Genomic DNA, 22,778 nt, shown 5'->3' on the forward strand with positions numbered 1-22,778 from the left:
GAATCGTGCGCGCACCCGCGATCCGACTGCGGATGCCGCTGTGCCCACCGCGGAGGCGCTTTTAACGGAGAACGGCAGAAGTTGTGCATCGGACTGACAGGTATTCACGCCAGCCGTTGACATCCGCTCGCCGTCGGGAATAGGGTCGGCTGCGACAAGATATGTCGTCGCGTGCAACATATTGATTCGCTCCGGCGGCATCGGTCCGTACTCGAAGGGGAGAAACGACCTATGAAGCAACATGTCCAACGCGCGGTCACCGGGCTCTGCGCCGCGGGAGTCGCGCTCGGCCTCGGCGTCGTCGCCATGCCCGCGCAGGCCGCCGACGACGACTACCGCGTGCTCGTCGTGGGCGAGACGCTCGGCTTCCGGCACTCGCACATCGACGACACCACCAATGCGATCATCGCCCTCGGCGAGGAGCACGGGTTCGCCGTCGACGTGTGGGATCCGCCGCAGGGCACCTCACCGGGTCAGCCGTCGCTGACGCTGCCCAGCACGCCGTTCACGAGCACGGCCGACCTGTCGAAGTACGCGACGATCATCTTCGCCTCGCCGGTCGACGCCACGAACAACCTCGACCCCAACCGGCCCCGCCTGCTGGACGACACCGAGCTCGCCGCGTTCCAGGGCTACATCCGCGGCGGCGGCGGCTACGTCGGGCTGCACGCGGCGACGGACTCGATGCACACGGTGCCGTGGTACAGCGAGCTCACGGGCGGCAGCGCGCGCTTCCGCAACCACCCGGCGCAGCAGACCGCGACCATGCGCGTCGAGAACCCGTCGCACCCCTCGACCGAGATGCTGCCGACCGAGTGGGTGCGCTTCGACGAGTGGTACAACTTCACGACCAACCCGCGTGAGGACGTGCACGTGCTCATCACGCTCGACGAGTCGACCTACAACCCCGGCAGCGGGCGGATGGGCGCGGACCACCCGATCGCGTGGTGCCACAACTTCGAGGGCGGCCGCTCGTGGTACGAGGGCGCCGGGCACACCGATGCGTCGTGGCACGACCCGCTCTTCCTCGAGCACACCCTCAAGGGCATCGAGTGGACCGCGGGCGTCGTGACCGGCGGCGGCGACTGCGTCACCTTCAACGAGGTCGGCGAGATCGTCGGCGGCCTCGGCGACGGATCCGTCCGCGTCGACAAGCTCGGTGCCGACGTCACGGCCTACCTCGACGCCGCCGAGGCGGCGGCCGACGCGGGCGACCACGCGGGTGCCATCGCGGTGCTCCGCCAGGCGAAGGGCAAGGCGCACGGCCTGCAGGACGAGGTCCTGGTCTCCAAGATCGCCGACCTCATCGAGTGGCAGGAGGGCCTGCTCTCCTGAGCAGGACCGGCCGGTCGTGGCCCCGGGCGTCTCGCCCGGGGCCACGACCTTCACCCAGCCGGCGCGGCGTAGACTCGTGCGGATGTCCGTGAACGATTCCGCCGGGGTGCGCATCCGCCTCATGCGTGACGACGAGGCCGCCTCGGTGGGCCGCCTCGTCCGCCAGGCGTACGCCGGCGACTACGAGCTCTCCGAGGACTACCTCGCCGAGATCGAGGCCGTCGCCGACCGGGCGCGCGACCACGAGGTGTGGGTCGCCGAGGATGCCGCGTCCGGCGCGCTGCTCGGCACCGTCACCACGCCGCGGCCCGGGGAGCGCCTCTCCGCCGTCGCCCGCGACGGGGACGAGCTCGACTTCCGCTTCCTCGGCGTCGCCGCGGCGGCGCGCGGACGCGGGGTGGGCGAGCGGCTGGTGCACCACGTGACCGCGCTCGCGGCGGACCGCGGCCTCCGCCGCGTCGTGCTGAACACCGGGCGGCAGATGATCGCCGCCCAGCGGCTCTACGAGCGCCTCGGCTTCGAGCGGCTGCTCGAGCGGGAGTTCACGTTCGAGCGTCCCGACGGAACGAGCATCCTCATCTGGGCCTACGGCCGCGACGTCGATGCCGACGCCGGCCGGGCGGCGCACGCCGCCTGACCCGCCCGGACGCGTCCGGATCGTTCCTCAGCGCCCGCCGCGGCGACTCGTGATCTGGCCCGTGTCGAACCCGAGCAGGTGCAGGCCCCCGTGGAAGCGTGCGTGCTCGACCTTGATGCACCGGTCCATGACGACCGTGAGCCCCTGCTCCTCGCCCTGGTGGGCAGCCTGCTCGTTCCAGATGCCGAGCTGCACCCAGATGGTCTTCGCACCCGCCGCGACGACCTCGTCGACCACCGACGGTATGTCGCTGCCGCGCCGGAACACCACCACGATGTCGGGCACCTCGGGCAGGTCCGCCAGGCCGGCATAGGCGGGCTGCCCGAGGATCTCGGTCTCGTTGGGGTTCACGAAGTACACGCGATAGTCGCTCGACTGCTGCAGGTACGTGCCCACGAAGTAGCTCGAGCGCTGCGGCTTCGGCGACGCGCCGACGATCGCGACCGACCTCGCGGCGTTGAGGATCCGCTGCCGCTGCCTCGCGTCGGGGCCGATCCACGTGCGCTGCGACTTCAGCAGCTTCGCGAGCGGCGAGCTCGCGGGCAGTTCGCACGAGAGGCCGTTGACGAGGCGCACGGTCTCGACGTCGCCGGCCGCGGCATCCGTCGTCTCGGCGCCGGACGTGTCGAGGTCGACGGCGGTGCTCATCGCGTGCCTCCGATCGTGGCGCCGGCGACCGCGAGGCCCGCGGTCGCAGCCGAGAGGGCCTGGTCCAGGTCGGCGATGATGTCGTCGACATCCTCGATGCCGACCGAGAGCCGTACGACACCGGGGAGCACGCCCGCATCGACGAGCTGCTGGTCGGTGAGCTGCGCGTGCGTCGTCGACGCCGGGTGGATGATCAGCGTCTTCGCATCGCCGATGTTCGCCAGGTGGCTCGCGAGGTTCACCGACTCGATGAGCTTCTGGCCGACCTCGCGGCCGCCCTTCACCTCGAAGCTGAAGACCGAGCCGGGCCCCTTCGGGAGGTACTTGCCCGCGCGCTCGAAGTGCGGGTGGTCGGGCAGGCCCGCCCAGAACACGCGCTCGATGCGCGGGTCGGCGTCGAGCCACTCGGCCACCGCGCGCGCGTTGTCGATGTGCGCCTGGATGCGGTACGGCAGCGTCTCGACCCCTTGCGCGAGCAGGAACGCCGAGTGCGGCGCGAGCGCCGGCCCGATGTCGCGCAGCTGCTCGGCCCGCAGGCGCGTGAGGAACGCGTACTCGCCGAAGTTGCCCGACCACTGGAGCCCGCCGTAGTGCGGCACGGACTCGCCGAAGAGCGGGAACTTCTCGGAGTGCCAGTCGAACCGACCCGACTCGACCACGACGCCGCCGAGGGTCGTGCCGTGCCCGCCGAGGAACTTCGTCGCCGAGTGGGTGACGAGGTCGGCGCCCCACTCGATCGGGCGGTTCAGGTACGGGGTCGCGATCGTCGAGTCGACGATGAGCGGGATGCCGTGCGCGTGCGCGACGTCGGCGAGCCCCTCGAGGTCGGCGACCTCACCCGACGGGTTCGCGATCGTCTCGACGAACAGCGCCTTCGTGCGCTCGGTGATCGCCGGCGCGTAGTCGGCCGGGTCGGATGAGCGGACGAACGTCGTCTCGACGCCGAATCGGCGGAGGGTGACATCCAGCTGGGTGATCGAGCCGCCGTAGAGGTTCGCGGAGGCGACGATGTGGTCGCCCGTGCCGGCGAGGCTCGCGAACGTGATGTACTGCGCCGACAGGCCGCTCGCCGTGGCGACCGCGCCGAGCCCGCCCTCGAGGCTCGCCACGCGCTCCTCGAACGCGGCGACCGTCGGGTTCGCGAGGCGCGAGTAGATGTTGCCGTACTTCTGCAGCGCGAAGCGCGCCGCCGCATCGGCCGTGTCGTCGAAGACGAAGGCGCTCGACTGGTAGATCGGGAGCGCGCGGGCGCCCGCCTCGGCGTCGGGGATGTTGCCCGCGTGGATGGCGCGGGTCTTGAAGCCGTATTCGCGGTCTGCCATGGGGCCACGGTAGTCGGCCGGGCTGCGGCATCCGCTCGTCGCCGTAACGAGAGGCAACGGATGCCGCGTGGCCGGCGGCGTCCCGAGGGGACGCGACTCGCCGTCGGGTGCGGCGTCGATGCGGCGTGTCGCGTCCCGTCGGGGTCACCCGGCGAGCACGTCGTCCGTCGCGACCACGCGCGCGAACCCGCCGCCGTCGAGGTTCACCGCGGTCGCCCGCGCGAGCTCGACGGCCGTGAGGCGGAGGCCGCCCGGGCCGGCCATGTCGAACGTGTGGGTCGCGTCGATGGGGAGCACCACGTCGTAGCCGAGGTTGCCGCCCATGCGGGCGGTCGTCTCCACGCACTGGTTCGTCTGGATGCCGCAGACGACGAGCTGCCGGATGCCGCGCTCGTCGAGCCACGCCTTGAGGTCGGGCTCGCCGTAGAACGCCGAGTTCACGTGCTTCGTGACGAAGAGGTCGTGCGGCGCGTCGGCGACGACGGGCTTCAGTGCGTTGCCGGGGGAGCCGGGCCGGAGGGGCGACCCGGGCTCGCGAGAGTCGTGCCGGACGAGCACGATCGGCCGCGCGGCATCCGCCCACGCCTGCACGAGCCGGGCGATGTTCGCCTCGGCGTCCGGGTTGTCGCGGTCGCCCCAGTACGGGTCGTCGAATCCCTGCTGCACGTCGATCACGAGGAGGGCGGCGGTGTCGTCGAAGTCCATGGGTCCATCGTGACGGGCGGCCCGGCGCCGTGCCCGGCCCACGCCTGCCATTCCTCGGCGAGCGGCTGCCAACGGCGCGGTAGCGTGGGCCGGATGATCCTCGAGCACGCCATCCTCCCCGTCGTCCCGGGCCGCGAGGCCGCGTTCGAGGCGGCCTTCGCCGAGGCGCGGCTCATCATCTCATCGATGCCCGGGTTCGTCGACCTGCGCCTGTCGCGGTCGGTCGAGACCCCGAACGCATACCTGCTGCTCGTGCACTGGGAGCGCCTCGAGGACCACGATCCGGGATTCCGCGGCTCGCCCGAGTACGCGCGCTGGCGGGAGCTGCTGCACGGGTTCTACGATCCCTTCCCCGTCGTCGAGCACTTCCGGGAGGTGGCATGACCGCGGTCACTCGCGTCGAGACGGTGGTGGTCGGCGGCGGTGCGATGGGAGCAGCGACCGCCTGGCAGCTCGCGCGCCGCGGCCGTGAGGTTGCCCTGCTCGAGCGCTTCGAGCCCGGGCACCGCAACGGCGCCTCGCACGGCGCCTCGCGGAACTTCAACGTCGCGTACGACGATCCCGCCTACGTGCGGCTGCTCGTCGAGGCGCTCCCGCTGTGGCGCGAGCTGGAGGCCGAGTCCGGCACCCGCCTCCTCGACCTCGTCGGGGTCGCGAACCACGGTCACGGCGCTCACTTCGACGACGTGCACGCCGCGCTCGCCGCGGCCGGCATCCCGGCCGAGTTCCTGCCCGTCGAGGAGGCCGGGCGCCGCTGGCCCGGCATCCGCTTCGACACGCGCGTGCTGTTCAACGAGCGGGCCGGGCGCGTGGACGCGGATGCCACGGTCGCGGCGCTCCACGCGACCGCCGCTGCCGCGGGGGCCGACGTGCGGCATCGCACGCGGGCGACGCGCATCGAGGTCCTCGATGACGCGCGCGTTCGCGTGAGCTGCACGACCGACGCCGGCGAGGAGCTCTTCGAGGCGCGGACCGCGGTGGTGACGCTCGGCGCATGGACCGCGAAGCTCGTCGGCGGGCTCGCCCTGCCGCGGCTCGTGGTGACCCAGGAGCAGCCCGCCCACTTCGCCGTGCGCGACGAGTCGGTCGTGTGGCCGAGCTACAACCACTTCCCGGGCGTAGCGGCCGACGGCTACGAGTACTGGCGCTCGCCGGTCTACGGCATGCTGACGCCGGGCGAGGGCGTGAAGGCCGGATGGCACGGCGTCGGCCCCGTCGTCGACCCCGACGCACGCGACTTCCTGCCCGTGCCCGATCAACTCGCCGACCTGCAGCGCTATGCGCGCGAGTGGCTCCCGGGCGTCGACGCCGACACGGCGGACCCGATCAGCTGCACCTACACGAGTACGCCCGACGAGCACTTCGTGCTCGACCGCATCGGGCCCATCGTCCTGGGCGCCGGGTTCTCGGGGCACGGGTTCAAGTTCACGCCCGTCGTCGGGCGGATCCTGGCGGATCTCGCCGACGGCTCGGGGCCGGCGCCGGACCGGTTCCGGGCCGGCAGGGCGATCTCGGCGGGGTCGTCGCCGACCGGGCTCGCTGGGCGCTGAGGCGCCGCCGCGCGACCTCCGCCGGCCGTCTGCTGCACAGGCCGTGATCAGGGGCGCCTGCTAGCCTCGGATGAGGTCGCCGAGGGGCGGCCCCGGACGAGGGAACCCAGTACCCGGAGCGCGACAAGACTGGCCGAAGGAGTGCCGTCATGTCGTGGATCGTCCTCATCCTCTCCGGTGTGCTCGAGGCCGTGTGGGCCACCGCCCTCGGCCGGTCCGAGGGGTTCACCCGGCTCTGGCCGTCGGTCGTGTTCGGCGCGACGCTCGTGCTCTCGATGGGCGGGCTCGCGTGGGCGATGCGCGAGATCCCCGTGGGCACGGCGTACGCCGTGTGGGTCGGCATCGGCGCCGCGCTCACGGTGATCTGGGCGATGGTCACGGGCGAGACGGATGTCTCGTGGGCCCGCCTCGCGCTCATCGCGGGACTCGTCGGCTGCGTCGTCGGCCTGAAGCTCGTCGACGGCGGCGCCGGGCACTAGCGCGCCGCGCTGCGCCGCGCGCCAGCGGCGAGGGTATGTCGAACGTCGCTCGACGTGCGGCGGAACCGTCGTTCGCCATACCCTCGCGCGCCGGCGGGGTCGGACGCGGGCGGCCGCGCCGACCGCGCCGGCCCTGCGGCATCCGCTGTGTCAAGAATGCTTGACACGATGTCGGGAATGGTTGACACTGGGCGTGTCAAATATTCTTCACATCGGAGGAAGCGGATGTCATACGAGGAGAAGGGCACGTGGTCGTTCCTCGTGGTCGCGATCGCGGGGTACGCGGTGTACCTCTGGCTCGTGCTCTCCCAGATCGTGGGCGGCACGCCCGTCGACGAGGTCGACTACGCGATCCCCATGCTCTGGACCATCGGGGGCGCCGTCGTCGCCGGCATCGTCGCGCGCATCGCGATCGAGATCGCGAGCCCCAGCGAGAGCACCCGCGCCGACGTGCGCGACAAGCAGATCGACCGGGCCGGCGAGCAGGTGGGCAACTCGCTCGTGGTGATCGCGGGCATCGGCGCGCTCGTGCTCGCCATGCTGCAGGTGCACTGGTTCTGGATCGCCAACGCCATCTACCTCGGCTTCGTGCTCTCGGCGGTGCTCGGGAGCCTCGCGAAACTCGCCATGTACCGCCGGGGGTTGCCCGCATGGTGAAACCGACGCGGGTCACGAACGACATCCGCACCCTGCGGTTCCGGCACGGCGAGATGACCCAGGCCGAGCTCGCGCAGCGGCTCGGGGTCACCCGCCAGACCGTCATCGCCATCGAGCAGGGCCGCTACTCGCCGTCGCTCGAGATGGCCTTCCAGATCGCTCAGGTGTTCGGGGTGCCGCTCGACGAGGTCTTCCAGTACCCCCACGAGGAGGTGTCGGCATCATGAGGATCGCCGCCTACCACCGGTACGGTTCGCCCGACGTCGTCGGGATCGAGGAGCGGGAGCAGCCCGAGCCCGGGCCGGGCGAGGTGCGCGTGCGGGTGCACGCGGCATCCGTCGGGGCGTCGGATGCCGCGGGCCGGGCGGGTTCGCCCTGGTTCGCTCGGCTCGCCTTCGGGCTGCGCCGCCCCCGCAACACCGTGCTCGGATCGGACTTCGCCGGCGTCGTCGACGCGGTCGGGGCCGACGTGAAGCGGTTCGCCGTCGGCGACCGGGTCTTCGGTGCGACGGGCGCCGACGGCGGCGCGCACGCCGAGGCCGTCGTCGTGAGCGAGCACGGCGCGATCGTGCCGCTGCCCGACGGCGTCACCACGTCGCAGGCGGTCGCGATCTGCGACGGCGCCATGACCGCGCTGCCCTTCCTCCGCGACGGCGGCCGGCTGCGGCCCGGCATGCGCGTGCTCGTCAACGGCGCGTCGGGCGCGGTGGGCTCCGCGGCGGTGCAGCTCGCCGCTCGGCTCGGCGCCGAGGTGACGGGCGTGTGCGGCCCCGGGCACGCCGACCTCGTCTCGCGACTCGGCGCGCGGCGGGTCATCGACTACACCCGCGAGGACCCGATGCGCCCCGCGGACGCCACGACGTACGACCTCGTGTTCGACGCGGTGGGGGCGAGTTCGTTCCGGCGGGCGCGCCGCGTGCTCGCCGACGGCGGTCGCTACCTCACCACCGTGCCGTCCTGGGCGATCATGCTGCAGCAGCTCACGTCGCGGCTCGGGCGGCGTCGCGCCGTCATCATGTTCACCGGGCTCCGGTCGGCCGAGGCGAAGCGCCCCGACCTCGAGGAGCTCGCGGCGCTCACGGCATCCGGCCGATTCGCGCCGCTCGTCGATCGGATCCTTCCGCTCGACGCCGTCGCCGAGGCCCACGCCGTCGTCGACACCGGACACAAGGCCGGCACGGTCGTGATCGCGCCCGTGCCCGAACTGCAGGAGGCATCATGAAGGCGCTCACCCAGATCGGATACGGGGGCCCCGAGGTCCTCGTCGTCGCCGAGGTGCCCGATCCGGCCCCACCGGGCCCCGGACAGGTGGCGATCGAGGTCCATGCGGCGGGCGTCCACGCCGGCGACGTGTGGATCATGCGAGGCGAGCCGCTCATGCTCCGCGCCGTCTTCGGTCGGAAGCGGCCGAAGCAGCCCGTCGGACGCGACGTCGTCGGGGTCGTCAGCGCCGTCGGCGAGGGCGTCACGACCCTCGCGGCCGGCGACCGCGTGTTCGCCGAGTCCGACCAGGGCGGCTTCGCCGAGACCGCGGTGGTGGATGCCACGTACGTGCGCCGGGCCCCGGCGAACCTCGACGACGCGCACGCCGCGGTGATCCCCGTCTCGGGCACGACCGCGTTGCAGGGGCTGCGCCTCGGCGGCGTGGCATCCGGCGACCGCGTGCTCGTGATCGGCGCGAGCGGCGGCGTCGGCACGTTCGCCGTGCAGCTCGCGGTCGCGCTCGGCGCGGAGGTCACGGGCGTCGCGAGCGCCGCGAAGGCCGACCACGTCCGCGCCGCGGGGGCGACCCACGTCCTCGACCGGCACACCGAGGACCCGACCACCGGTAGCGCCCGGTACGACGTCATCATGGATCTCGCGGGCGCGCACCCGATCCGCGCACTGAAGCGGATCCTCACCCCGCGCGGCACGCTCGTGCTCTCCTCGGGCACCGGCTCGCGCGTGCTCGGGCCGATCCCGAGGCTGGCGGCCGCGACGCTCATGTCGCCGTTCACGCGTCGGCGCCTGAAGCCCCTCGTCGCACGTCGCAGCGGCGACGACCTCGACGAGCTCCGTCGGCACGCCGAGGCGGGGCGGCTGCGACCCGTGGTCGACGAGGTCGTCCCGTTCGACCGGGCGGCGGAGGCGATCGCACGCCTCCAGTCCGGTGGGGTCCGGGGCAAGGTCGCGATCCGGGTGCGCGACGACCGGTCGGCGCCGGATGCCGCGGGCGCGTCAGCGGACGCCGCGGGAGGCACCGCACGTCGCCCGGCTCAGCCGAGCAGCACGGCGCCGTAGGCGAGCGCGGCGACGAGCGCCCACGACGAGAGCCCGACCACGAGCGCGCGCCAGCCGGTGTGCAGCAGCGCACCCACGCGGATCGACGAGCCGAGTGCGAAGAGCGCCATGGCGAGCAGGGTCGTCTGCACCACCTCCGCGGCGCCGAGCAGCGCCTCGGGCAACGGCACGAACGTGCGGAGCAGCACCGCCGCGAGGAAGCCGACGATGAAGAGGTGCACGATGGCGGGGCGCGGGCCCGCGGCATCCGTCACCCGGCGCCGTTCGACGCTCGCCGCGATCGCGACCATCGGGGCGAGCAGCAGCACCCGGGTGAGCTTCACGACCACCGCGACCGCGAGGGCCGACGCGCCCGCCACCTGCGCCGTGGCGACGACCTGGCCGACGTCGTGCACGCCCGCACCCACCCAGTGCCCGAACTCGGCAGCCGTCAGGCCGAGCGGATGCCACAGGGCGGGCAGGACCGCGATCGCGAGCGTGCCGCACAGCGTCACGAGCGCCACCGGCACCGCCTGCTCCTCCTGCCGCGCCCGCACGGCACCGCCCATCGCGCCGATCGCCGAGGCGCCGCAGATCGCGAAGCCGCTCGCGACGAGCAGCGGTTCATGCCCGGGCAGGCCGACCGCGCGTCCGAGCCACCACGTGCCGGCGAACGTGAGGACGACCACGCCGATCGTCGTGAGCACCGTGACCCAGCCGAGGCCGACGATTTCGCCGAGTCCCAGCTGGAGTCCGAGGAGCACGATTCCGGCGCGGAGCAGCGTGCGACCGCTGAACGCCAGGCCCGGCCGGAGCGCGCCGTCGAGGTGTGGCCGCACCCGCGGGACCTGGCCCGCGACGATGCCCGCCGCGACCGCGACCGTGAGCAGCGGCACGGCGGGTACCGCGAGGTGCACGAGCCAGGCGACGACCGCGGCGAGCGCCGCGACGCCGACGCCCGGCATCCGCTCGCCCCACGCGGGCGTGCGCGTCATCCCCACCCGGGCAGCCAGAAGTGCAGCTGCCGGAACTCCGGCGACGTCGGCATCGCGCTCCAGATCGGGAAGAAGAACGCCGAGACGACGAGGACCACCACGAGGAACACCGCGACCGTGGCGATGCCCTGCTGGCGACGCCAGCGTGGATCGTCGGGCCTGCCGAGGACGATGCCGAGCACGTACGTCAGGGCGAGGAGCACGAACGGCTCGTACGCGATCGTGTAGAAGTGGAACACCGTGCGCTCCACGTAGAGCAGCCACGGCAGGTACCCGGCCGCCGCGCCGAGCAGGACGGCGCCCGCCTGCCACTCCCGGTACCGTGCGAAGCGGTAGACGAGGTACACCGAGGCGAGGGTGGCCGCCCACCAGATCAGCGGGTTGGCGATGCCGATGATGGACGACACGCACTCGCCCCCGCCGCAGCCGTCGACCTCGGCGTAGTACATGTTCGTCGGACGGAGCATGAGCGGCCACGTCAGCGGGTTCGCCTCCCACGGGTGGTCGGTTCGGACCCCCACGTGGTAGCCGTAGGCGGCCTGGTGGTAGTGCCACAGGCTCTGCAGCGGATGCGGCACCCAGGACCAGAACCCGGTGGCCGCATTCTCGGGCTGGTCGGCCCAGTCGCGGTAGTACCCGCCCGAGGTCACGAGCCAGCCGGTCCACGATGCGAGGTAGGTCGCGGCCGCGACGGGGACGAGCAGCAGGAACGTGACCGGCCCCTGCTTGACGACCGCGCCCTCGACGAAGAACGGCAGCCCGGCGCGACGCCTCGCGAGCGCGTCGACGAGCACGAGGTAGACCCCCACCGCCGCCAGGAAGTACAGCCCCGACCACTTCACGGCGATCGCCGCGCCGAACGCGACGCCCGCCGCGACCACCCAGGGTCGCGCCCACACCACCGGACCCGACCGGGGCTCGGCGCCGTCAGCCCGCAGCGCCGCGAGCCGCGCGGCGAACCGGTCCTCGGTCTTCGCTCGATCGAGCAGCACGAACCAGAAGCCCAGCAGGCAGAACAGCATCAGCCAGTTGTCGAGCAGGCCCACGCGGCTCATGACGATGGCGTTGCCGTCGACCGCGAACAGCAGCCCGGCGATCACGGCGAGCAAGGTGGACCGGAACAGGATGCGGCCGACCATGGTCAGCGCGAACACCGCGACGACGCCGGCGAGCGCCGTCGACGCGCGCCACCAGAACGCGCTGTCGGCGCCGAAGAGGGCCATGCCGAGCCCGATCATCCACTTGCCGAGCGGCGGGTGGACCACGTACGACGGGTCGTCGGAGAAGACGTCGGTGTCGCCGCGCGCGAAGTCCTCGTTCGCGCCCTCGGGCCAGGCCGACTCGTAGCCGTTCGCGATGAGGGTCCACGCGTCCTTCACGTAGTACGTCTCGTCGAAGACGATCTCCTGGGGGTGGCCGAGGTTCCAGAAGCGCAGCAGCGCCGCGATGAGCGCGACCGCGACGGGGCCGCCCCAGTACCAGACGGCGCGGCGACGGGGGGTGCGCAGCAGGTGCGCCCAGCGCTCGTCGAGGCGCGACCCGCGCGGGCCGGGGGCGGTCGCGGGAGCGTCGACCGGGCCGGTCCCAGTCCCGGGCTCGGCCTCGGCGGCGCGCTCGGGCGGTTCCGGCGCGGTGACGGATGCGGCGTCGCGCGCGTCGGCGCCGACCCCGTTCGAACCCATGCGCCCCACTGTAGCCGCGACCGCCGGGGCATCCGTGCGTCAGACTGGACCGGTGATCATCCTCGCGGCGACGCCCATCGGCAACCTCGGCGACGCCTCCGCACGGCTCCGGCAGGCGCTCGAGGACGCGACCGTCGTCGCCTCCGAGGACACCCGCGTGACCCAGCGGCTGCTCGCCGGCCTCGGCATCGCCAACCGGCCGAAGCTCATCGCGCTGCACGAGCACAACGAGCGGGCGCGCGCCGCCGACCTCGTCGAGCTCGCGCGCGACGGCGACCTGCTCGTGCTGAGCGACGCGGGCATGCCGACGGTGTCCGACCCGGGCTTCCCGCTGGTGCAGGCCGCGGTCGAGGCGGGCGTCGACGTGACGGCGATCCCGGGCCCGAGCGCGGTGATCACCGCGCTCGCCGTGTCGGGGCTGCCGACCGACCGCTTCGCGTTCGAGGGGTTCCTGCCGCGCAAGGCGGGCGAGCGGATCCGGCGGCTCGCCGACCTCGCCGCCGACCGTCGCACGCTCGTGTTCTTCGAGGCGCCGTCGCGGCTCGCGGCCACGCTCGGCGCGCTCGCCGAGGCGTTCGGCGACGACCGGCCCGCCGCGGTCTGCCGGGAACTCACCAAGCTGCACGAGGAGGTCCGCCGTGGTCCGGTCGGCGAGCTCGCCGCGTGGGCCGCCGACGGCGTGCGCGGCGAGATCTGCATCGTGGTGGGCGGCGCCGCCGAGCCGGCTCCGGCCGACGCCGGCGAGGCCGTGGCGCGGGTCGTCGCGCTCGCGGCATCCGGTACCCGGTTGAAGGACGCCGCGGCCGCCGTCGCCGCCGAGACCGGCCTGGGGCGCCGCGACCTGTACGAGGCGGCGCTGGAGGCTCGCCGGGGCGACTGAGCCTGCGAGTCCATTCGCTTGCATCGGAATCACAGGTGCTTCCCAAGCGCCTCCCACCGGCCGGACGGACGATGACCGTGACAACGGAGTCCGGGGGAGGGCGTCATGGCCAAGGCAGTGCGGTTCAGTGAATTCGGCGGACCGGAGGTGCTCGAGATCCAGGAGATCCCGACGCCCGCACCCGGCCCGGGCGAAGTGCTCGTCGAGGTGTACGCCGCCGGGATCTCGCCCGTCGAGACGGCGGTGCGACTCGGCGACAACGCCGACCGGTGGCCGGTCGAGTTCCCCTCCGGACAGGGGCGCGAGTTCGCGGGCGTGGTCGCCCAGGTCGGGCCGGGCGTCACGCGGTTCCGCCGCGGCGCCGAGGTCATGGGCTACGTCGCCCGCGGTGCGCACGCCACGCACGTGGTCGTGCCCGAGACCCAGCTCCTGCCCAAGCCGATCTCGCTCTCGTGGGAGATCGCCGGGTCGCTCTACGTGGCCGGCACCACCGCTCTCGGCGCGGTCGAGGGCCTCAACCTCGGCGCGAACGACGTCGTCGTCATCACGGCCGCGGCCGGCGGCATCGGCTGCCTGGCGGCGCAGTTCGCGCGGGCTCGGGGCGCCGTCGTCATCGGCAGCACCACCGAGGAGCGGTTCGACTTCGTCCGGCAGTTCGGCGTCGTGCCGGTCTCCTACGGCCCGGACCTCGCCGCACGCGTCCGCGCCGTCACCAGGGCGCCCGTCACCGCCTTCCTCGACTTCCTCGGCGGCGAGTCCGACGAGGCCGCCGAGCTCGGCGTGCCGCCCACGCGGGTGTTCACCACGACCGACTGGGGCGCCGTGGAGGACCACGACGCGGTGAAGCTCTACGCGGGCGACACCATCGCGCTCGCGCGCGTCGCGCAGCTCGTCGCCGACCGCCAGATCCGGCTGCCCATCGCCGACGTGTTCTCCCTGTCCGAGATCGCCGACGCGTACCGACAGCTCGACCAGCGGGACTCGGCGGGCAAGATCGTCATCGGCATGAAGCTCGTCGACTACAAGGGGCAGAAGGTGCGGCCGTCCCGGCTCAAGCAGCAGGACGTCACCATCGGCGTCCCCACGCCGCACGAGCGCGTCAGCGTCGAGGGCGTGCTGCCGCCGGTGATCGGCGACGGCCGCGCGCGCCGGCTGCGCACGGGCTCGATCCCGCAGGTCGGGGCGCCCGCCGCGGCGGCGCCCGTGCGCTGATCGTCCGGGCCGGGGCCGCCCCCGGCCCGGCGTTACGCGCCGTGCGCCGCCCGTAGGATTGTCGGCATGGCCGACGGCTCCTCGTTCTACATCACCACCCCGATCTTCTACGTCAACGACGTGCCCCACATCGGGCACGCCTACACCGAGGTCGCCGCCGACGTGCTCGCGCGCTGGAACCGGCAGGCGGGCCGCGACACGTGGATGCTGACGGGCACCGACGAGCACGGCCAGAAGATCCTGCGGACCGCGACGGCGAATGGCGTCACGCCCCAGGAATGGGCCGACAAGCTCGTCGCCGAGGCGTGGAAGCCGCTGCTCGACACGATCGACGTCGCCAACGACGACTTCATCCGCACGACCGACGAGCGCCACGAGGCGAACGTGCAGCGGTTCCTGCAGAAGCTCTACGACGACGGGCACATCTACACGGGCGAGTACGAGGGCTACTACTGCGTCGGCTGCGAGGAGTACAAGCAGCAGTCCGAGCTCGTCGACGGCGAGGGGGAGTACGCGGGCCAGCTCGTGTGCGCCATCCACTCGAAGCCCGTCGAACTGCTGCACGAGAAGAACTACTTCTTCCGCATGTCCGCGTTCGCCGACCGACTGCTCGAACTCTACGAGACGCGTCCGGACTTCGTGCAGCCCGAGTCGGCGCGCAACGAGGTCGTGAGCTTCGTGCGGTCGGGGCTGGCCGACCTGTCGATCTCGCGGTCGACGTTCGACTGGGGCGTGAAGGTCCCGTGGGACGAGTCCCACGTCGTCTACGTCTGGTTCGACGCGCTGCTGAACTACATCACCGCGGTCGGCTACGGACAGGACGACGCGGAGTTCGCGCGGCGCTGGCCCGCACAGCACCTCGTCGGCAAGGACATCCTGCGCTTCCACGCCGTCATCTGGCCGGCCATGCTCATGGCCGCAGGCCTCGAGGTGCCGCGCGGCGTGTTCGGCCACGGCTGGCTGCTCGTCGGCGGCGAGAAGATGTCGAAGTCGAAGCTGACGGGCATCGCGCCCGAGCAGATCACCGACACGTTCGGCTCCGACGCGTTCCGCTACTACTTCCTCTCCGCCATCCACTTCGGACAGGACGGCTCGTTCTCGTGGGAGGACCTCGCGGCCCGCTACCAGGCCGAGCTCGCGAACGGCTTCGGCAACCTCGCCTCCCGGGTCATCGCGATGATCGGCCGGTACTGCGACGGCGAGGTGCCCTCGGGCGAGGCCGGTCGCACCGACGCCGACGCCGCCATCGCGGCGCTCGCGGCCGAGGTGACGGATGCCGCGTGGCGGGCGATCGAGCGGCTCCACGTGCACGAGGCGATCGCCGCCGCGTGGCGCCTCGTCGACGCCCTCAACGGCTACCTCACCGAGCAGGAGCCGTGGGCGCTCGCGAAGGACCCGGCGCAGCGCGACCGCCTCGAGGCGGTGCTCGCGACCGCGTACCGCGGGCTGGGCACGCTCGCCGTGCTGCTCTCGCCGGTGCTGCCCAAGGCGACCGCGAAGCTGTGGACCGCCCTCGGCGCGCCCGGCACCGTGCAGGAGCAGCCGATCGACCGCGCCCACGAATGGACGCCCGGTTCACGCGTCGCCGCGCTCGAGCCGCTGTTCCCGCGCGTGGAGGTCGCCGAGTGACGGCTCCGGCCGACCACCTGCGCACCCGATCCGACGGCGGACGCGCCGCCGAGTACCCGCCGGCGCCCGAGCCGCTCGCGGTCGCGGTGTACGACAACCACACGCACCTCGAAATCGCCGACGGCGCGATGCCGCTGACGCCGCACGAGCACCTCGAGCGTGCGGCATCCGTCGGCGTCGCCGGGGCGGTGCAGGTCGGCACGGATGTCGCCACCAGCCGCTGGTCGGCCGAGATGGCCGCCCGCGAACCACGCCTGCTCGCGGCCGTCGCACTGCACCCCAACGAGGCGCCGGAGCTCGACGCCCGCGGGGAGCTCGATGCGGCGATCGACGTCATCGACGAGCTCGCCGCGCAGCCGCGCGTTCGCGCCGTCGGCGAGACCGGCCTCGACTTCTACCGCACGGGCGACGACGGCCGCGACGCGCAGTTCCGCTCGTTCGAGGCGCACCTCGACATCGCGAAGCGGCACGGGATCGCCCTGCAGATCCACGACCGGGACGCCCACGACGAGGTGGTCGCGACGCTGCGTCGTGCGGGGGCGCCCGACACCACGATCTTCCACTGCTTCTCGGGCGACGCCGAGCTCGCCAGGCTCGCCGCCGACACCGGCTGGTACTGCTCGTTCGCCGGCAACGTCACGTTCAAGAACGCCGAGAACCTGCGGGAGGCGCTGCGCGTCCTCCCGCGCGAGCTGCTCCTCGTCGAGACCGACGCGCCGTACCTCACGCCCGTGCCGCTCCGCGGCCGGCCCAATGCGCCGTACCTGGTGCCGCACACCATGCGGTTCCTCGCCGAGACCCTCGACGCCGACCTCGACGAACTCTGCGCGCAGGTCGCCGAGAACACCGTGCGGGCCTACGGGTCGTGGGACGACGGCCTCGCTGCCGACGCGGCGGGATCCGCGTGAACCGGCGCGCCGTGACCACCGTCGCCCCCACGTGCCGCAGCATCGACACCGTGCGGGGGAGCATCCGGTGAACGCGCACCGCCACGAGGCCGACGGGGCGGACCGTACCGCGCGCCTCCTCGGGCCCGCCGAGATCCGCGACCTCGCCGAACTGCTCGACGTCACGCCGACGAAGAAGCTCGGCCAGAACTTCGTGCACGACGGCAACACCGTGCGCCGCATCGTGCAGACGGCCGGCGTCGAGCGGGGGGAGACGGTCCTCGAGATCGGGCCGGGCCTCGGCTCGCTGACCCTCGGACTGCTCGAGGCCGGCGCCGACGTCGTCGCCGTCGAGATCGACGGCCGCCTCGCCCGGCAACTGCCGCACACCGCCACCGTGATGCAGCCCGGAACGCGCCTCACCGTCGTGCACGACGACGCGCTCCGCGTCACCTCGCTGCCCGGAGCGCCCACGCGGCTGGTCGCGAACCTGCCGTACAACGTCTCGGTGCCCGTGCTGCTCCACCTGCTCGAGCACCTGCCGTCGCTGCGCAGCGGCATCGTCATGGTGCAGGCCGAGGTCGGGCACCGGCTCGCGGCCGAACCGGGTTCGAAGGTGTACGGCGCTCCGAGCGTCAAGGCGGCCTGGTACGGCCGGTGGCGCATCGCCGGCCAGGTCTCCCGCATGGTGTTCTGGCCGGTGCCGAACGTCGACTCGGTGCTCGTCGGCTTCGAGCGCGGCGAGGCGCCCGGCGACCCGCCCGCAACCGAGGCGGAGCGCGTCGCCGTGTTCGCGCTCGTCGACGCCGCTTTCCAGCAGCGTCGCAAGATGCTGCGGCAGTCCCTCTCCGGGGTGCTCGGCGGCACGTCGGCTGCGGCGACGGCGGTCCTCGAGGGTGCGGGCATCGACCCGCAGGCACGCGGGGAGCAGCTCACCGTCGACGACTTCCTGCGCGTGGCGCGCGCCGCGGCATCCGCCTGACCGCACACCGAACCGAGTACGGAGGATCGGCCCGACGCCACCCCTTGCGTCGGGCCCCCGGGCCCCGGGTACCGTGAGTGCATGACGACGGACGGCATCGGATCGAGCGGCGACGGCGTCGGCGACGCCAAGGTGCGCGAGGTGACCGGGCGCGCTCGCGAGGACTGGTTCGGCATCCTCGACGAGGCGGGGGCGCGCGAGTGGACCCACCCCGAGATCGCCGCCTGGCTCGCGGCCGACCAGGGCGTCGACGCGTGGTGGTCGCAGCACCTCACCGTGGCGTACGAGCAGGCCCGCGGCATCCGTTCGCCCGGCCAGCGCCAGGACGGCATGTTCGAGGCGAGCGTCTCCCGCACGGTGCCGCTCGACGCGGTCGCGGCGCTCCACGCGCTGGCCGACGTGGTGGCCGCCGAACTCGCGGTCGAGCCGCTCGCGCGCAACACGTCGGCTCGGCATCCGACCGCCCGGTTCCACCTCGACGGCGGCGAGTTCGTGCTCGCCGGGTCGAGCCCGCGGGGCGACGACCGTTCGTCGATCTCGCTCACGTGGGGGCGCATGCCCGACGGTTCGCGCGTCGCCGACGTCAAGGCGACGCTGCGCGAGTGGCTGGAGCGCGTGGGCTGATCGCATGCCCTAGCGTGGACGCATGACGATCGCGGCGACCGACGAGGCAGTGCACGTCCGGGCGCCGGGCAAGATCAACGTCTTCATGCGCGTCGGCGCGCTCGATGCCGACGGCTACCACGACGTCGCGACCGCCTACCAGGCGGTGTCGCTCTACGAGGACGTGCGCGCCTGGCCGGACGACGACATCACGGTCTCGTTCAGCGGCACGGTCGACACCTCCGACCTGCCGACGGATGCCTCGAACCTCGCCGTCCGCGCGGCGAAGCTGCTCGCCCGGCACGCCGGGGTGCCCGGCGGGGTCCGCCTCGAGATCGAGAAGCACGTTCCCATCGCCGGCGGCATGGGCGGCGGGTCGGCGGATGCCGCGGCGACCCTCGTCGCCTGCGACGCGCTCTGGGGCACCGCGCTGCCGAAGGAGGAGCTGCACGCACTGGCCGCGTCCCTCGGCGCCGACGTGCCCTTCGCGCTCACCGGCGGCACGGCGATCGGCACGGGCCGCGGCGACCGGCTGAGCCCGGCGCTCGCGACCGGGTCGTTCCACTGGGTGCTCGCTGTCGCCGAGTTCGGCCTGTCGACGCCGGCGGTCTACCGCGAGCTCGACCGGCGGCGCGACGCCGGACTCGAGGAGGACTGGCGCTCCGGCGCGGATGCGGCATCCGCTGCCTCGCCCACGGTCGACCTCGCGGTGCTGCAGGCGCTGCGGGCGGGCGACCCGCGCCGGCTCGCCACCGCGCTGCACAACGACCTGCAGTCGGCGGCGCTGTCGCTCGCGCCCGGCCTGGGCCGCATCCTCGAGATCGGCGAGCGCAACGGCGCGCTCGCGGGCCTCGTCTCGGGGTCGGGGCCGACGGTGGCGTTCCTCGTCGACGGCGCCGACTCGGCAATCGAGCTGCAGGTCGCGCTGTCGGCTGCGCGGCTCACCGCGGTCCACGTCCACGGGCCCGTGCACGGCGCCCGCGCCGCCCTCCGCTGACCCGCGCCCGCCCTCTCCGCGCCCGCCCTCCCTCTTCCCCGCGCCCTCCTCCCTCTCCGCGCCCTCCTCCCTCCTTCCCAGTGCCCATCCGCCCCGCGGCGCGCGGCGCCGAGGGTATGTCGAACGTCGGTTTCGGAGGCCATAGACCGTCGTTCGGCATACCCTCGATCCGCTGCATCGGCGGCTGTGGAGAGCCGGTGCGGCCGGCGCGAGGTCGCGACGATGATGAGCGGATGCGACGACCCGCCCCCCTGCCGCCGGTACTGCAGTCCGCACCCGCATTCACCGTGCGACATGCGGTGCGCCACGGGGTGCACCCCAGCCGGCTCGCGGCGGCGGACCTTCGGCGACCTTTCCACGGCGTGCGACAGCACGCGGGGGTCGCCGACGATGTTCGTTCGCGCGCGATGGCCTACGCCGAGCGGATGCCGGGACGGCAGGTCTTCAGCCACGCCACCGCGGCGATGCTCTGGGGTATGCCGCTGCCCCCGCACTTCGAGGGCGACCTCAGGCTCCACGTGGGGGTGCCGGCCGGGAGTACGAGGTCGTTGGCCGAGGGCGTCGTGGGGCACGTCGTCCGCCCGGAGCGTCTTGGAGCGATGTCCCTGGCGGGCGTCCGGCTCGCGGGCCCCTCCGATGCCTGGTGTCAGCTCGGGTCCATGCTCGGTGTGGACGACCTCGTCGCCGCAGCCGACTTCCTCATCACCGGCGGCGAACCCCTGAATCGGGATGCGGCGCTGTGCACCCGGGGCGAGCTCACGGCGGCGCTTCGCAGGCACAGCGGATGCCGCGGCGCGACGAGGCTGCGCGAGGCGCTCGAGCTCGCCCGATGGGGGCCGTTGTCCCGTCGTGAGAGCCTGTTGCGACTCCAGCTGACGCGCGGCGGGCTGCCCGAGCCGGTGCCCAACCTGCGCGTCCTGGACGCCACGCGCCGGCTGGTGGCGATCGTCGACCTCGCGTTCCCGGAGTGGAGAGTCGGCATCGAGTACCAGGGCGACCTGCATCGCTCACCGTCGCGCTTCCGGGCCGACGTCCGCCGGCTCGAGCGGCTGGCGGATGAGGGGTGGCTGATGGTGCAGGCGACGGCGGACGATGTCGGCGCCGACGGGGCGCTCCGGGATTCCGCCGCCTTCGTCCATCGCGTCGTCGCTCGCCTGCATTCACGGGGCTGGTGCCCCTGAGAACCTGCGGCGACAGTATGCCGAACCTCGGCTTCGTGGTTGCAGACGGGATGTTGGGCATACTCTCGGCGCTCCGCGGAGGGACGGGCGGGGCACCGGGCGAGAGTGATGGAGGGGCGGAAAGCGGGAGCGGGAAAGGAGGAGGAGCGGCGGGCGGCGGGGGCGCACAGGGTGGGTGGCTAGGGTTGAGCGCGACATGGCACACCTCCTCGGCGCCGAGCGCCTGCACCTCGAGTTCCCTACGCGCACCGTCTTCGACGAGGTCACCCTCGGCATCGACGAGGGCGACCGCATCGGCATCGTGGGGCGCAACGGCGACGGCAAGTCCACCCTGCTGAAGCTGCTGGCCGGGCGGCTGGAGCCGGACGGCGGTCGCGTGACGGTGCGCCGCGGCATCCGCATCGGCATGCTCGACCAGGCCGACACGGTCGACCCGGCGACGACGGTCGCCGACGCCGTCGTCGGCGGCATCGAGGAGCACGTCTGGGCGGGCGACGCGAAGGTGCGCGACGTGATCGCCGGGCTGCTCGCCGACGTGCCGTGGCACGCACGCGTGGGCGACCTCTCGGGCGGCCAGCGCCGACGCGTGGGGCTCGCCGCTCTGCTCATCGGCGACTGGGACGTGCTGTTCCTCGACGAGCCCACGAACCACCTCGACGTCGAGGGCATCGCGTGGCTCGCCGGTCACGTCAAGGCCCGGTGGGCGGCGAACGACGGCGCGCTCGTCGTCGTGACCCACGACCGGTGGTTCCTCGACGAGGTGTGCACGGCCACGTGGGAGGTGCACGACGGCATCGTCGAGCCGTTCGAGGGCGGGTACGCCGCATACGTGCTGCAGCGCGTCGAGCGAGACCGCATGGCCGCGGCATCCGAGGCCAAGCGCCAGAACCTCATGCGCAAGGAGCTCGCCTGGCTGCGCCGCGGCGCGCCCGCGCGAACGTCGAAGCCCAAGTTCCGCATCGAAGCGGCGAACCAGCTCATCGAGAACGAGCCGCCCGTGCGCAACCCGGTCGAGCTGAACCGGCTCGCGGTCACGCGGCTCGGCAAGGACGTCGTCGACCTGCTCGGGGTGACGGTCGAGTACCCCGTCCAGGATGCCGCACCCGACGCTCCGGCGACCCGCACCGTGCTGCACGAGCTCGAGTGGCGCATCGCGCCGGGCGAACGGACCGGCATCCTGGGCGTGAACGGCGCCGGCAAGTCGACGCTGCTGAAGCTCGTGACGGGGGACGTGCAGCCGACGACCGGCCGCGTGAAGCGCGGCAAGACGGTGAAGATCGCGGTGCTCAGCCAGGAACTCGCGGAGCTCGCCGAATGGGCCGACGAGCGCGTGAGCGCGGTGGTCGCCGCGCAGAAGACGAGCTACGTGGTCGGCTCGGGCTCGAAGGCCGTCGAACTCACGCCCGGACAGCTGCTCGAACGGCTCGGCTTCACGAACCAGCAGCTCGCGACGCCCGTGAAGGACCTCTCCGGCGGGCAGAAGCGGCGGCTGCAGCTCCTGCTGATCCTGCTGCAGGAGCCCAACGTGCTCATCCTCGACGAGCCGACCAACGACCTCGACACCGACATGCTCGCCGCGATCGAGGACCTCCTCGACGCGTGGCCCGGCACCCTCCTCGTGGTGAGTCACGACCGGTACCTCGTCGAGCGGGTGACCGACCGCCAGGTCGCGATCCTCGAGGGGCACCTGCGTGACCTGCCGCGGGGGGTCGACCAGTACCTCGAGCTGCGACGCCGGCAGGTGACGGATGCCACGGCGCCGGCGTCGGCGGCGCCCGCGGCCGGGCCCGCGGCATCCGCTGCCGGTGGCCCGGCGCTCGCGGGCGCGGATCGCCGCGCCGCCGAGAAGGAGCTCGCGTCGATCGACCGTCGGCTCGAGAAACTGCAGGCGCAGATCGCCGAGCAGCACGAGAAGCTCGCCCGGCACGACCAGTCGGACTACGTCGGACTCGGCGCGCTCGGCGACGAACTGCGCGCGCTCGAGGACTCCGTGACCGACCTCGAGACGCGCTGGCTCGAAGTTTCCGAGCAACTCGAGGGATGACGCCGCAGGATCTGTGACACTCGGTGACCATGCGGTCATTCGGGCGCAGGACCTTCGCCTAACGTTGACGTGCGTCCACGAACGCGGCATCGAC

The 22,778-nt window shown here is 73.0% G+C and carries 23 protein-coding genes and 1 riboswitch; of the genes, 18 read left to right on the plus strand and 5 right to left on the minus strand.

The features are described from left to right. Nucleotides 1–231: 231 nt before the first annotated feature. Together RH861_RS06265 and RH861_RS06270 are read left to right on the plus strand one after the other, a co-directional pair. Nucleotides 232–1,335, plus strand: a complete 1,104-nt coding sequence (locus RH861_RS06265; RefSeq protein WP_310520292.1) for a ThuA domain-containing protein — start codon at nucleotides 232–234, stop codon at nucleotides 1,333–1,335. A gap of 82 nt (nucleotides 1,336–1,417) precedes the next feature. Then, on the plus strand, nucleotides 1,418–1,972 hold the full coding sequence (locus RH861_RS06270) for a GNAT family N-acetyltransferase (RefSeq protein WP_310520293.1): 555 nt from the start codon (nucleotides 1,418–1,420) through the stop codon (nucleotides 1,970–1,972). Between the two features lie 27 nt (nucleotides 1,973–1,999). Here RH861_RS06270 and RH861_RS06275 read toward each other — a convergent pair whose 3' ends face one another. The 3 genes from RH861_RS06275 to RH861_RS06285 form a co-directional block, all read right to left on the minus strand. Next, on the minus strand, nucleotides 2,000–2,620 hold the full coding sequence (locus tag RH861_RS06275; protein ID WP_374760960.1) for a CoA-binding protein: 621 nt from the start codon (nucleotides 2,618–2,620) through the stop codon (nucleotides 2,000–2,002). Beyond that, nucleotides 2,617–3,942 (minus strand): O-acetylhomoserine aminocarboxypropyltransferase/cysteine synthase family protein, encoded by a 1,326-nt coding sequence (locus RH861_RS06280; RefSeq protein WP_310520294.1) that lies wholly within the window; start codon nucleotides 3,940–3,942, stop codon nucleotides 2,617–2,619. Before RH861_RS06280 ends, RH861_RS06275 begins: the two co-directional genes overlap by 4 nt. A gap of 144 nt (nucleotides 3,943–4,086) precedes the next feature. Continuing rightward, a complete protein-coding gene (locus RH861_RS06285; protein WP_310520295.1) occupies nucleotides 4,087–4,647 on the minus strand; it encodes a cysteine hydrolase family protein in 561 nt (186 codons plus the stop codon). Nucleotides 4,648–4,740: 93 nt separating this feature from the next. Between RH861_RS06285 and RH861_RS06290 the strand changes: the two genes are divergently transcribed. The 7 genes from RH861_RS06290 (at nucleotide 4,741) to RH861_RS06320 (ending at nucleotide 9,613) form a co-directional block, all read left to right on the plus strand. Continuing rightward, the gene (locus RH861_RS06290) at nucleotides 4,741–5,031 is read left to right on the plus strand and encodes an antibiotic biosynthesis monooxygenase family protein (RefSeq protein WP_310520296.1); all 291 of its coding nucleotides are present in this window, start codon (nucleotides 4,741–4,743) and stop codon (nucleotides 5,029–5,031) included. Further along, complete coding sequence (locus RH861_RS06295; RefSeq protein ID WP_310520297.1) at nucleotides 5,028–6,197, plus strand: FAD-dependent oxidoreductase; 1,170 nt, start codon at nucleotides 5,028–5,030, stop codon at nucleotides 6,195–6,197. The genes RH861_RS06290 and RH861_RS06295 overlap by 4 nt, the downstream gene beginning before the upstream one ends. A gap of 71 nt (nucleotides 6,198–6,268) precedes the next feature. Next, a riboswitch (guanidine-III (ykkC-III) riboswitch) is annotated at nucleotides 6,269–6,335 on the plus strand. A gap of 11 nt (nucleotides 6,336–6,346) precedes the next feature. Continuing rightward, nucleotides 6,347–6,676: a DMT family transporter gene (locus tag RH861_RS06300; protein WP_067949890.1), complete on the plus strand. Its 330-nt coding sequence runs from the start codon at nucleotides 6,347–6,349 to the stop codon at nucleotides 6,674–6,676. Between the two features lie 225 nt (nucleotides 6,677–6,901). Further along, nucleotides 6,902–7,333 (plus strand): hypothetical protein, encoded by a 432-nt coding sequence (locus RH861_RS06305; protein WP_310520298.1) that lies wholly within the window; start codon nucleotides 6,902–6,904, stop codon nucleotides 7,331–7,333. Continuing rightward, entirely contained in the window at nucleotides 7,327–7,560 is a 234-nt protein-coding gene (locus RH861_RS06310) for a helix-turn-helix transcriptional regulator (protein ID WP_310520299.1), read from the plus strand. The genes RH861_RS06305 and RH861_RS06310 overlap by 7 nt, the downstream gene beginning before the upstream one ends. Then, nucleotides 7,557–8,555, plus strand: coding sequence for an NAD(P)-dependent alcohol dehydrogenase (locus tag RH861_RS06315; RefSeq protein ID WP_310520300.1), 999 nt, complete (start codon nucleotides 7,557–7,559; stop codon nucleotides 8,553–8,555). Before RH861_RS06310 ends, RH861_RS06315 begins: the two co-directional genes overlap by 4 nt. Continuing rightward, entirely contained in the window at nucleotides 8,552–9,613 is a 1,062-nt protein-coding gene (locus RH861_RS06320; RefSeq protein ID WP_310520301.1) for an NAD(P)-dependent alcohol dehydrogenase, read from the plus strand. The genes RH861_RS06315 and RH861_RS06320 overlap by 4 nt, the downstream gene beginning before the upstream one ends. Here the strand turns inward: RH861_RS06320 and RH861_RS06325 are convergent. Together RH861_RS06325 and RH861_RS06330 are read right to left on the minus strand one after the other, a co-directional pair. Next, nucleotides 9,589–10,587 carry a YeiH family protein gene (locus RH861_RS06325; protein ID WP_310520302.1) on the minus strand — a complete coding sequence of 333 codons (999 nt, stop codon included), beginning with the start codon at nucleotides 10,585–10,587 and terminating at the stop codon, nucleotides 9,589–9,591. The two genes, RH861_RS06320 and RH861_RS06325, sit on opposite strands and share 25 nt — an antisense overlap. Next, entirely contained in the window at nucleotides 10,584–12,269 is a 1,686-nt protein-coding gene (locus RH861_RS06330) for a dolichyl-phosphate-mannose--protein mannosyltransferase (RefSeq protein WP_310520303.1), read from the minus strand. The genes RH861_RS06325 and RH861_RS06330 overlap by 4 nt, the downstream gene beginning before the upstream one ends. 52 nt (nucleotides 12,270–12,321) lie before the next feature. On the opposite strand from RH861_RS06330, the gene rsmI reads away from it, so the two are divergent. The 9 genes from rsmI (at nucleotide 12,322) to RH861_RS06375 (ending at nucleotide 22,684) form a co-directional block, all read left to right on the plus strand. Continuing rightward, nucleotides 12,322–13,149, plus strand: coding sequence for a 16S rRNA (cytidine(1402)-2'-O)-methyltransferase (gene rsmI / locus RH861_RS06335; protein WP_310520304.1), 828 nt, complete (start codon nucleotides 12,322–12,324; stop codon nucleotides 13,147–13,149). 105 nt (nucleotides 13,150–13,254) lie between these two features. Next, on the plus strand, nucleotides 13,255–14,361 hold the full coding sequence (locus RH861_RS06340) for an NADP-dependent oxidoreductase (protein ID WP_310520305.1): 1,107 nt from the start codon (nucleotides 13,255–13,257) through the stop codon (nucleotides 14,359–14,361). 66 nt (nucleotides 14,362–14,427) lie between these two features. Beyond that, nucleotides 14,428–15,990 carry a methionine--tRNA ligase gene (metG, locus tag RH861_RS06345; protein WP_310520306.1) on the plus strand — a complete coding sequence of 521 codons (1,563 nt, stop codon included), beginning with the start codon at nucleotides 14,428–14,430 and terminating at the stop codon, nucleotides 15,988–15,990. After that, nucleotides 15,987–16,898, plus strand: coding sequence for a TatD family hydrolase (locus RH861_RS06350; protein WP_310520307.1), 912 nt, complete (start codon nucleotides 15,987–15,989; stop codon nucleotides 16,896–16,898). Before metG ends, RH861_RS06350 begins: the two co-directional genes overlap by 4 nt. A 67-nt stretch (nucleotides 16,899–16,965) precedes the next feature. Beyond that, complete coding sequence (gene rsmA / locus RH861_RS06355) at nucleotides 16,966–17,859, plus strand: 16S rRNA (adenine(1518)-N(6)/adenine(1519)-N(6))-dimethyltransferase RsmA (RefSeq protein ID WP_310520308.1); 894 nt, start codon at nucleotides 16,966–16,968, stop codon at nucleotides 17,857–17,859. Nucleotides 17,860–17,940: 81 nt separating this feature from the next. After that, a complete protein-coding gene (locus RH861_RS06360) occupies nucleotides 17,941–18,483 on the plus strand; it encodes a hypothetical protein (protein WP_310520309.1) in 543 nt (180 codons plus the stop codon). A gap of 22 nt (nucleotides 18,484–18,505) precedes the next feature. Beyond that, nucleotides 18,506–19,459, plus strand: a complete 954-nt coding sequence (locus RH861_RS06365; protein WP_310520310.1) for a 4-(cytidine 5'-diphospho)-2-C-methyl-D-erythritol kinase — start codon at nucleotides 18,506–18,508, stop codon at nucleotides 19,457–19,459. 425 nt (nucleotides 19,460–19,884) lie between these two features. After that, nucleotides 19,885–20,640, plus strand: a complete 756-nt coding sequence (locus RH861_RS06370) for a putative endonuclease domain-containing protein (RefSeq protein ID WP_310520311.1) — start codon at nucleotides 19,885–19,887, stop codon at nucleotides 20,638–20,640. A gap of 196 nt (nucleotides 20,641–20,836) precedes the next feature. After that, nucleotides 20,837–22,684 carry an ABC-F family ATP-binding cassette domain-containing protein gene (locus tag RH861_RS06375; protein WP_310520312.1) on the plus strand — a complete coding sequence of 616 codons (1,848 nt, stop codon included), beginning with the start codon at nucleotides 20,837–20,839 and terminating at the stop codon, nucleotides 22,682–22,684. Nucleotides 22,685–22,778 lie beyond the last annotated feature (94 nt).

It is taken from the genome of Agromyces indicus (assembly GCF_031432295.1).
Classification (GTDB): domain Bacteria; phylum Actinomycetota; class Actinomycetes; order Actinomycetales; family Microbacteriaceae; genus Agromyces; species Agromyces indicus.

Bases quoted from the DNA above. Each gene is read 5' to 3' on its own strand.
- RH861_RS06265 (WP_310520292.1), top strand. From the start codon at position 232: ATGAAGCAACATGTCCAACGCGCGGTCACCGGGCTCTGCGCCGCGGGA.
- RH861_RS06270 (WP_310520293.1), top strand. From the start codon at position 1,418: ATGTCCGTGAACGATTCCGCCGGGGTGCGCATCCGCCTCATGCGTGAC.
- RH861_RS06275 (WP_374760960.1), bottom strand. From the start codon at position 2,620: ATGAGCACCGCCGTCGACCTCGACACGTCCGGCGCCGAGACGACGGAT.
- RH861_RS06280 (WP_310520294.1), bottom strand. From the start codon at position 3,942: ATGGCAGACCGCGAATACGGCTTCAAGACCCGCGCCATCCACGCGGGC.
- RH861_RS06285 (WP_310520295.1), bottom strand. From the start codon at position 4,647: ATGGACTTCGACGACACCGCCGCCCTCCTCGTGATCGACGTGCAGCAG.
- RH861_RS06290 (WP_310520296.1), top strand. From the start codon at position 4,741: ATGATCCTCGAGCACGCCATCCTCCCCGTCGTCCCGGGCCGCGAGGCC.
- RH861_RS06295 (WP_310520297.1), top strand. From the start codon at position 5,028: ATGACCGCGGTCACTCGCGTCGAGACGGTGGTGGTCGGCGGCGGTGCG.
- RH861_RS06300 (WP_067949890.1), top strand. From the start codon at position 6,347: ATGTCGTGGATCGTCCTCATCCTCTCCGGTGTGCTCGAGGCCGTGTGG.
- RH861_RS06305 (WP_310520298.1), top strand. From the start codon at position 6,902: ATGTCATACGAGGAGAAGGGCACGTGGTCGTTCCTCGTGGTCGCGATC.
- RH861_RS06310 (WP_310520299.1), top strand. From the start codon at position 7,327: ATGGTGAAACCGACGCGGGTCACGAACGACATCCGCACCCTGCGGTTC.
- RH861_RS06315 (WP_310520300.1), top strand. From the start codon at position 7,557: ATGAGGATCGCCGCCTACCACCGGTACGGTTCGCCCGACGTCGTCGGG.
- RH861_RS06320 (WP_310520301.1), top strand. From the start codon at position 8,552: ATGAAGGCGCTCACCCAGATCGGATACGGGGGCCCCGAGGTCCTCGTC.
- RH861_RS06325 (WP_310520302.1), bottom strand. From the start codon at position 10,587: ATGACGCGCACGCCCGCGTGGGGCGAGCGGATGCCGGGCGTCGGCGTC.
- RH861_RS06330 (WP_310520303.1), bottom strand. From the start codon at position 12,269: ATGGGTTCGAACGGGGTCGGCGCCGACGCGCGCGACGCCGCATCCGTC.
- RH861_RS06340 (WP_310520305.1), top strand. From the start codon at position 13,255: ATGGCCAAGGCAGTGCGGTTCAGTGAATTCGGCGGACCGGAGGTGCTC.
- metG (WP_310520306.1), top strand. From the start codon at position 14,428: ATGGCCGACGGCTCCTCGTTCTACATCACCACCCCGATCTTCTACGTC.
- RH861_RS06360 (WP_310520309.1), top strand. From the start codon at position 17,941: ATGACGACGGACGGCATCGGATCGAGCGGCGACGGCGTCGGCGACGCC.
- RH861_RS06365 (WP_310520310.1), top strand. From the start codon at position 18,506: ATGACGATCGCGGCGACCGACGAGGCAGTGCACGTCCGGGCGCCGGGC.
- RH861_RS06370 (WP_310520311.1), top strand. From the start codon at position 19,885: ATGCCGGGACGGCAGGTCTTCAGCCACGCCACCGCGGCGATGCTCTGG.
- RH861_RS06375 (WP_310520312.1), top strand. From the start codon at position 20,837: ATGGCACACCTCCTCGGCGCCGAGCGCCTGCACCTCGAGTTCCCTACG.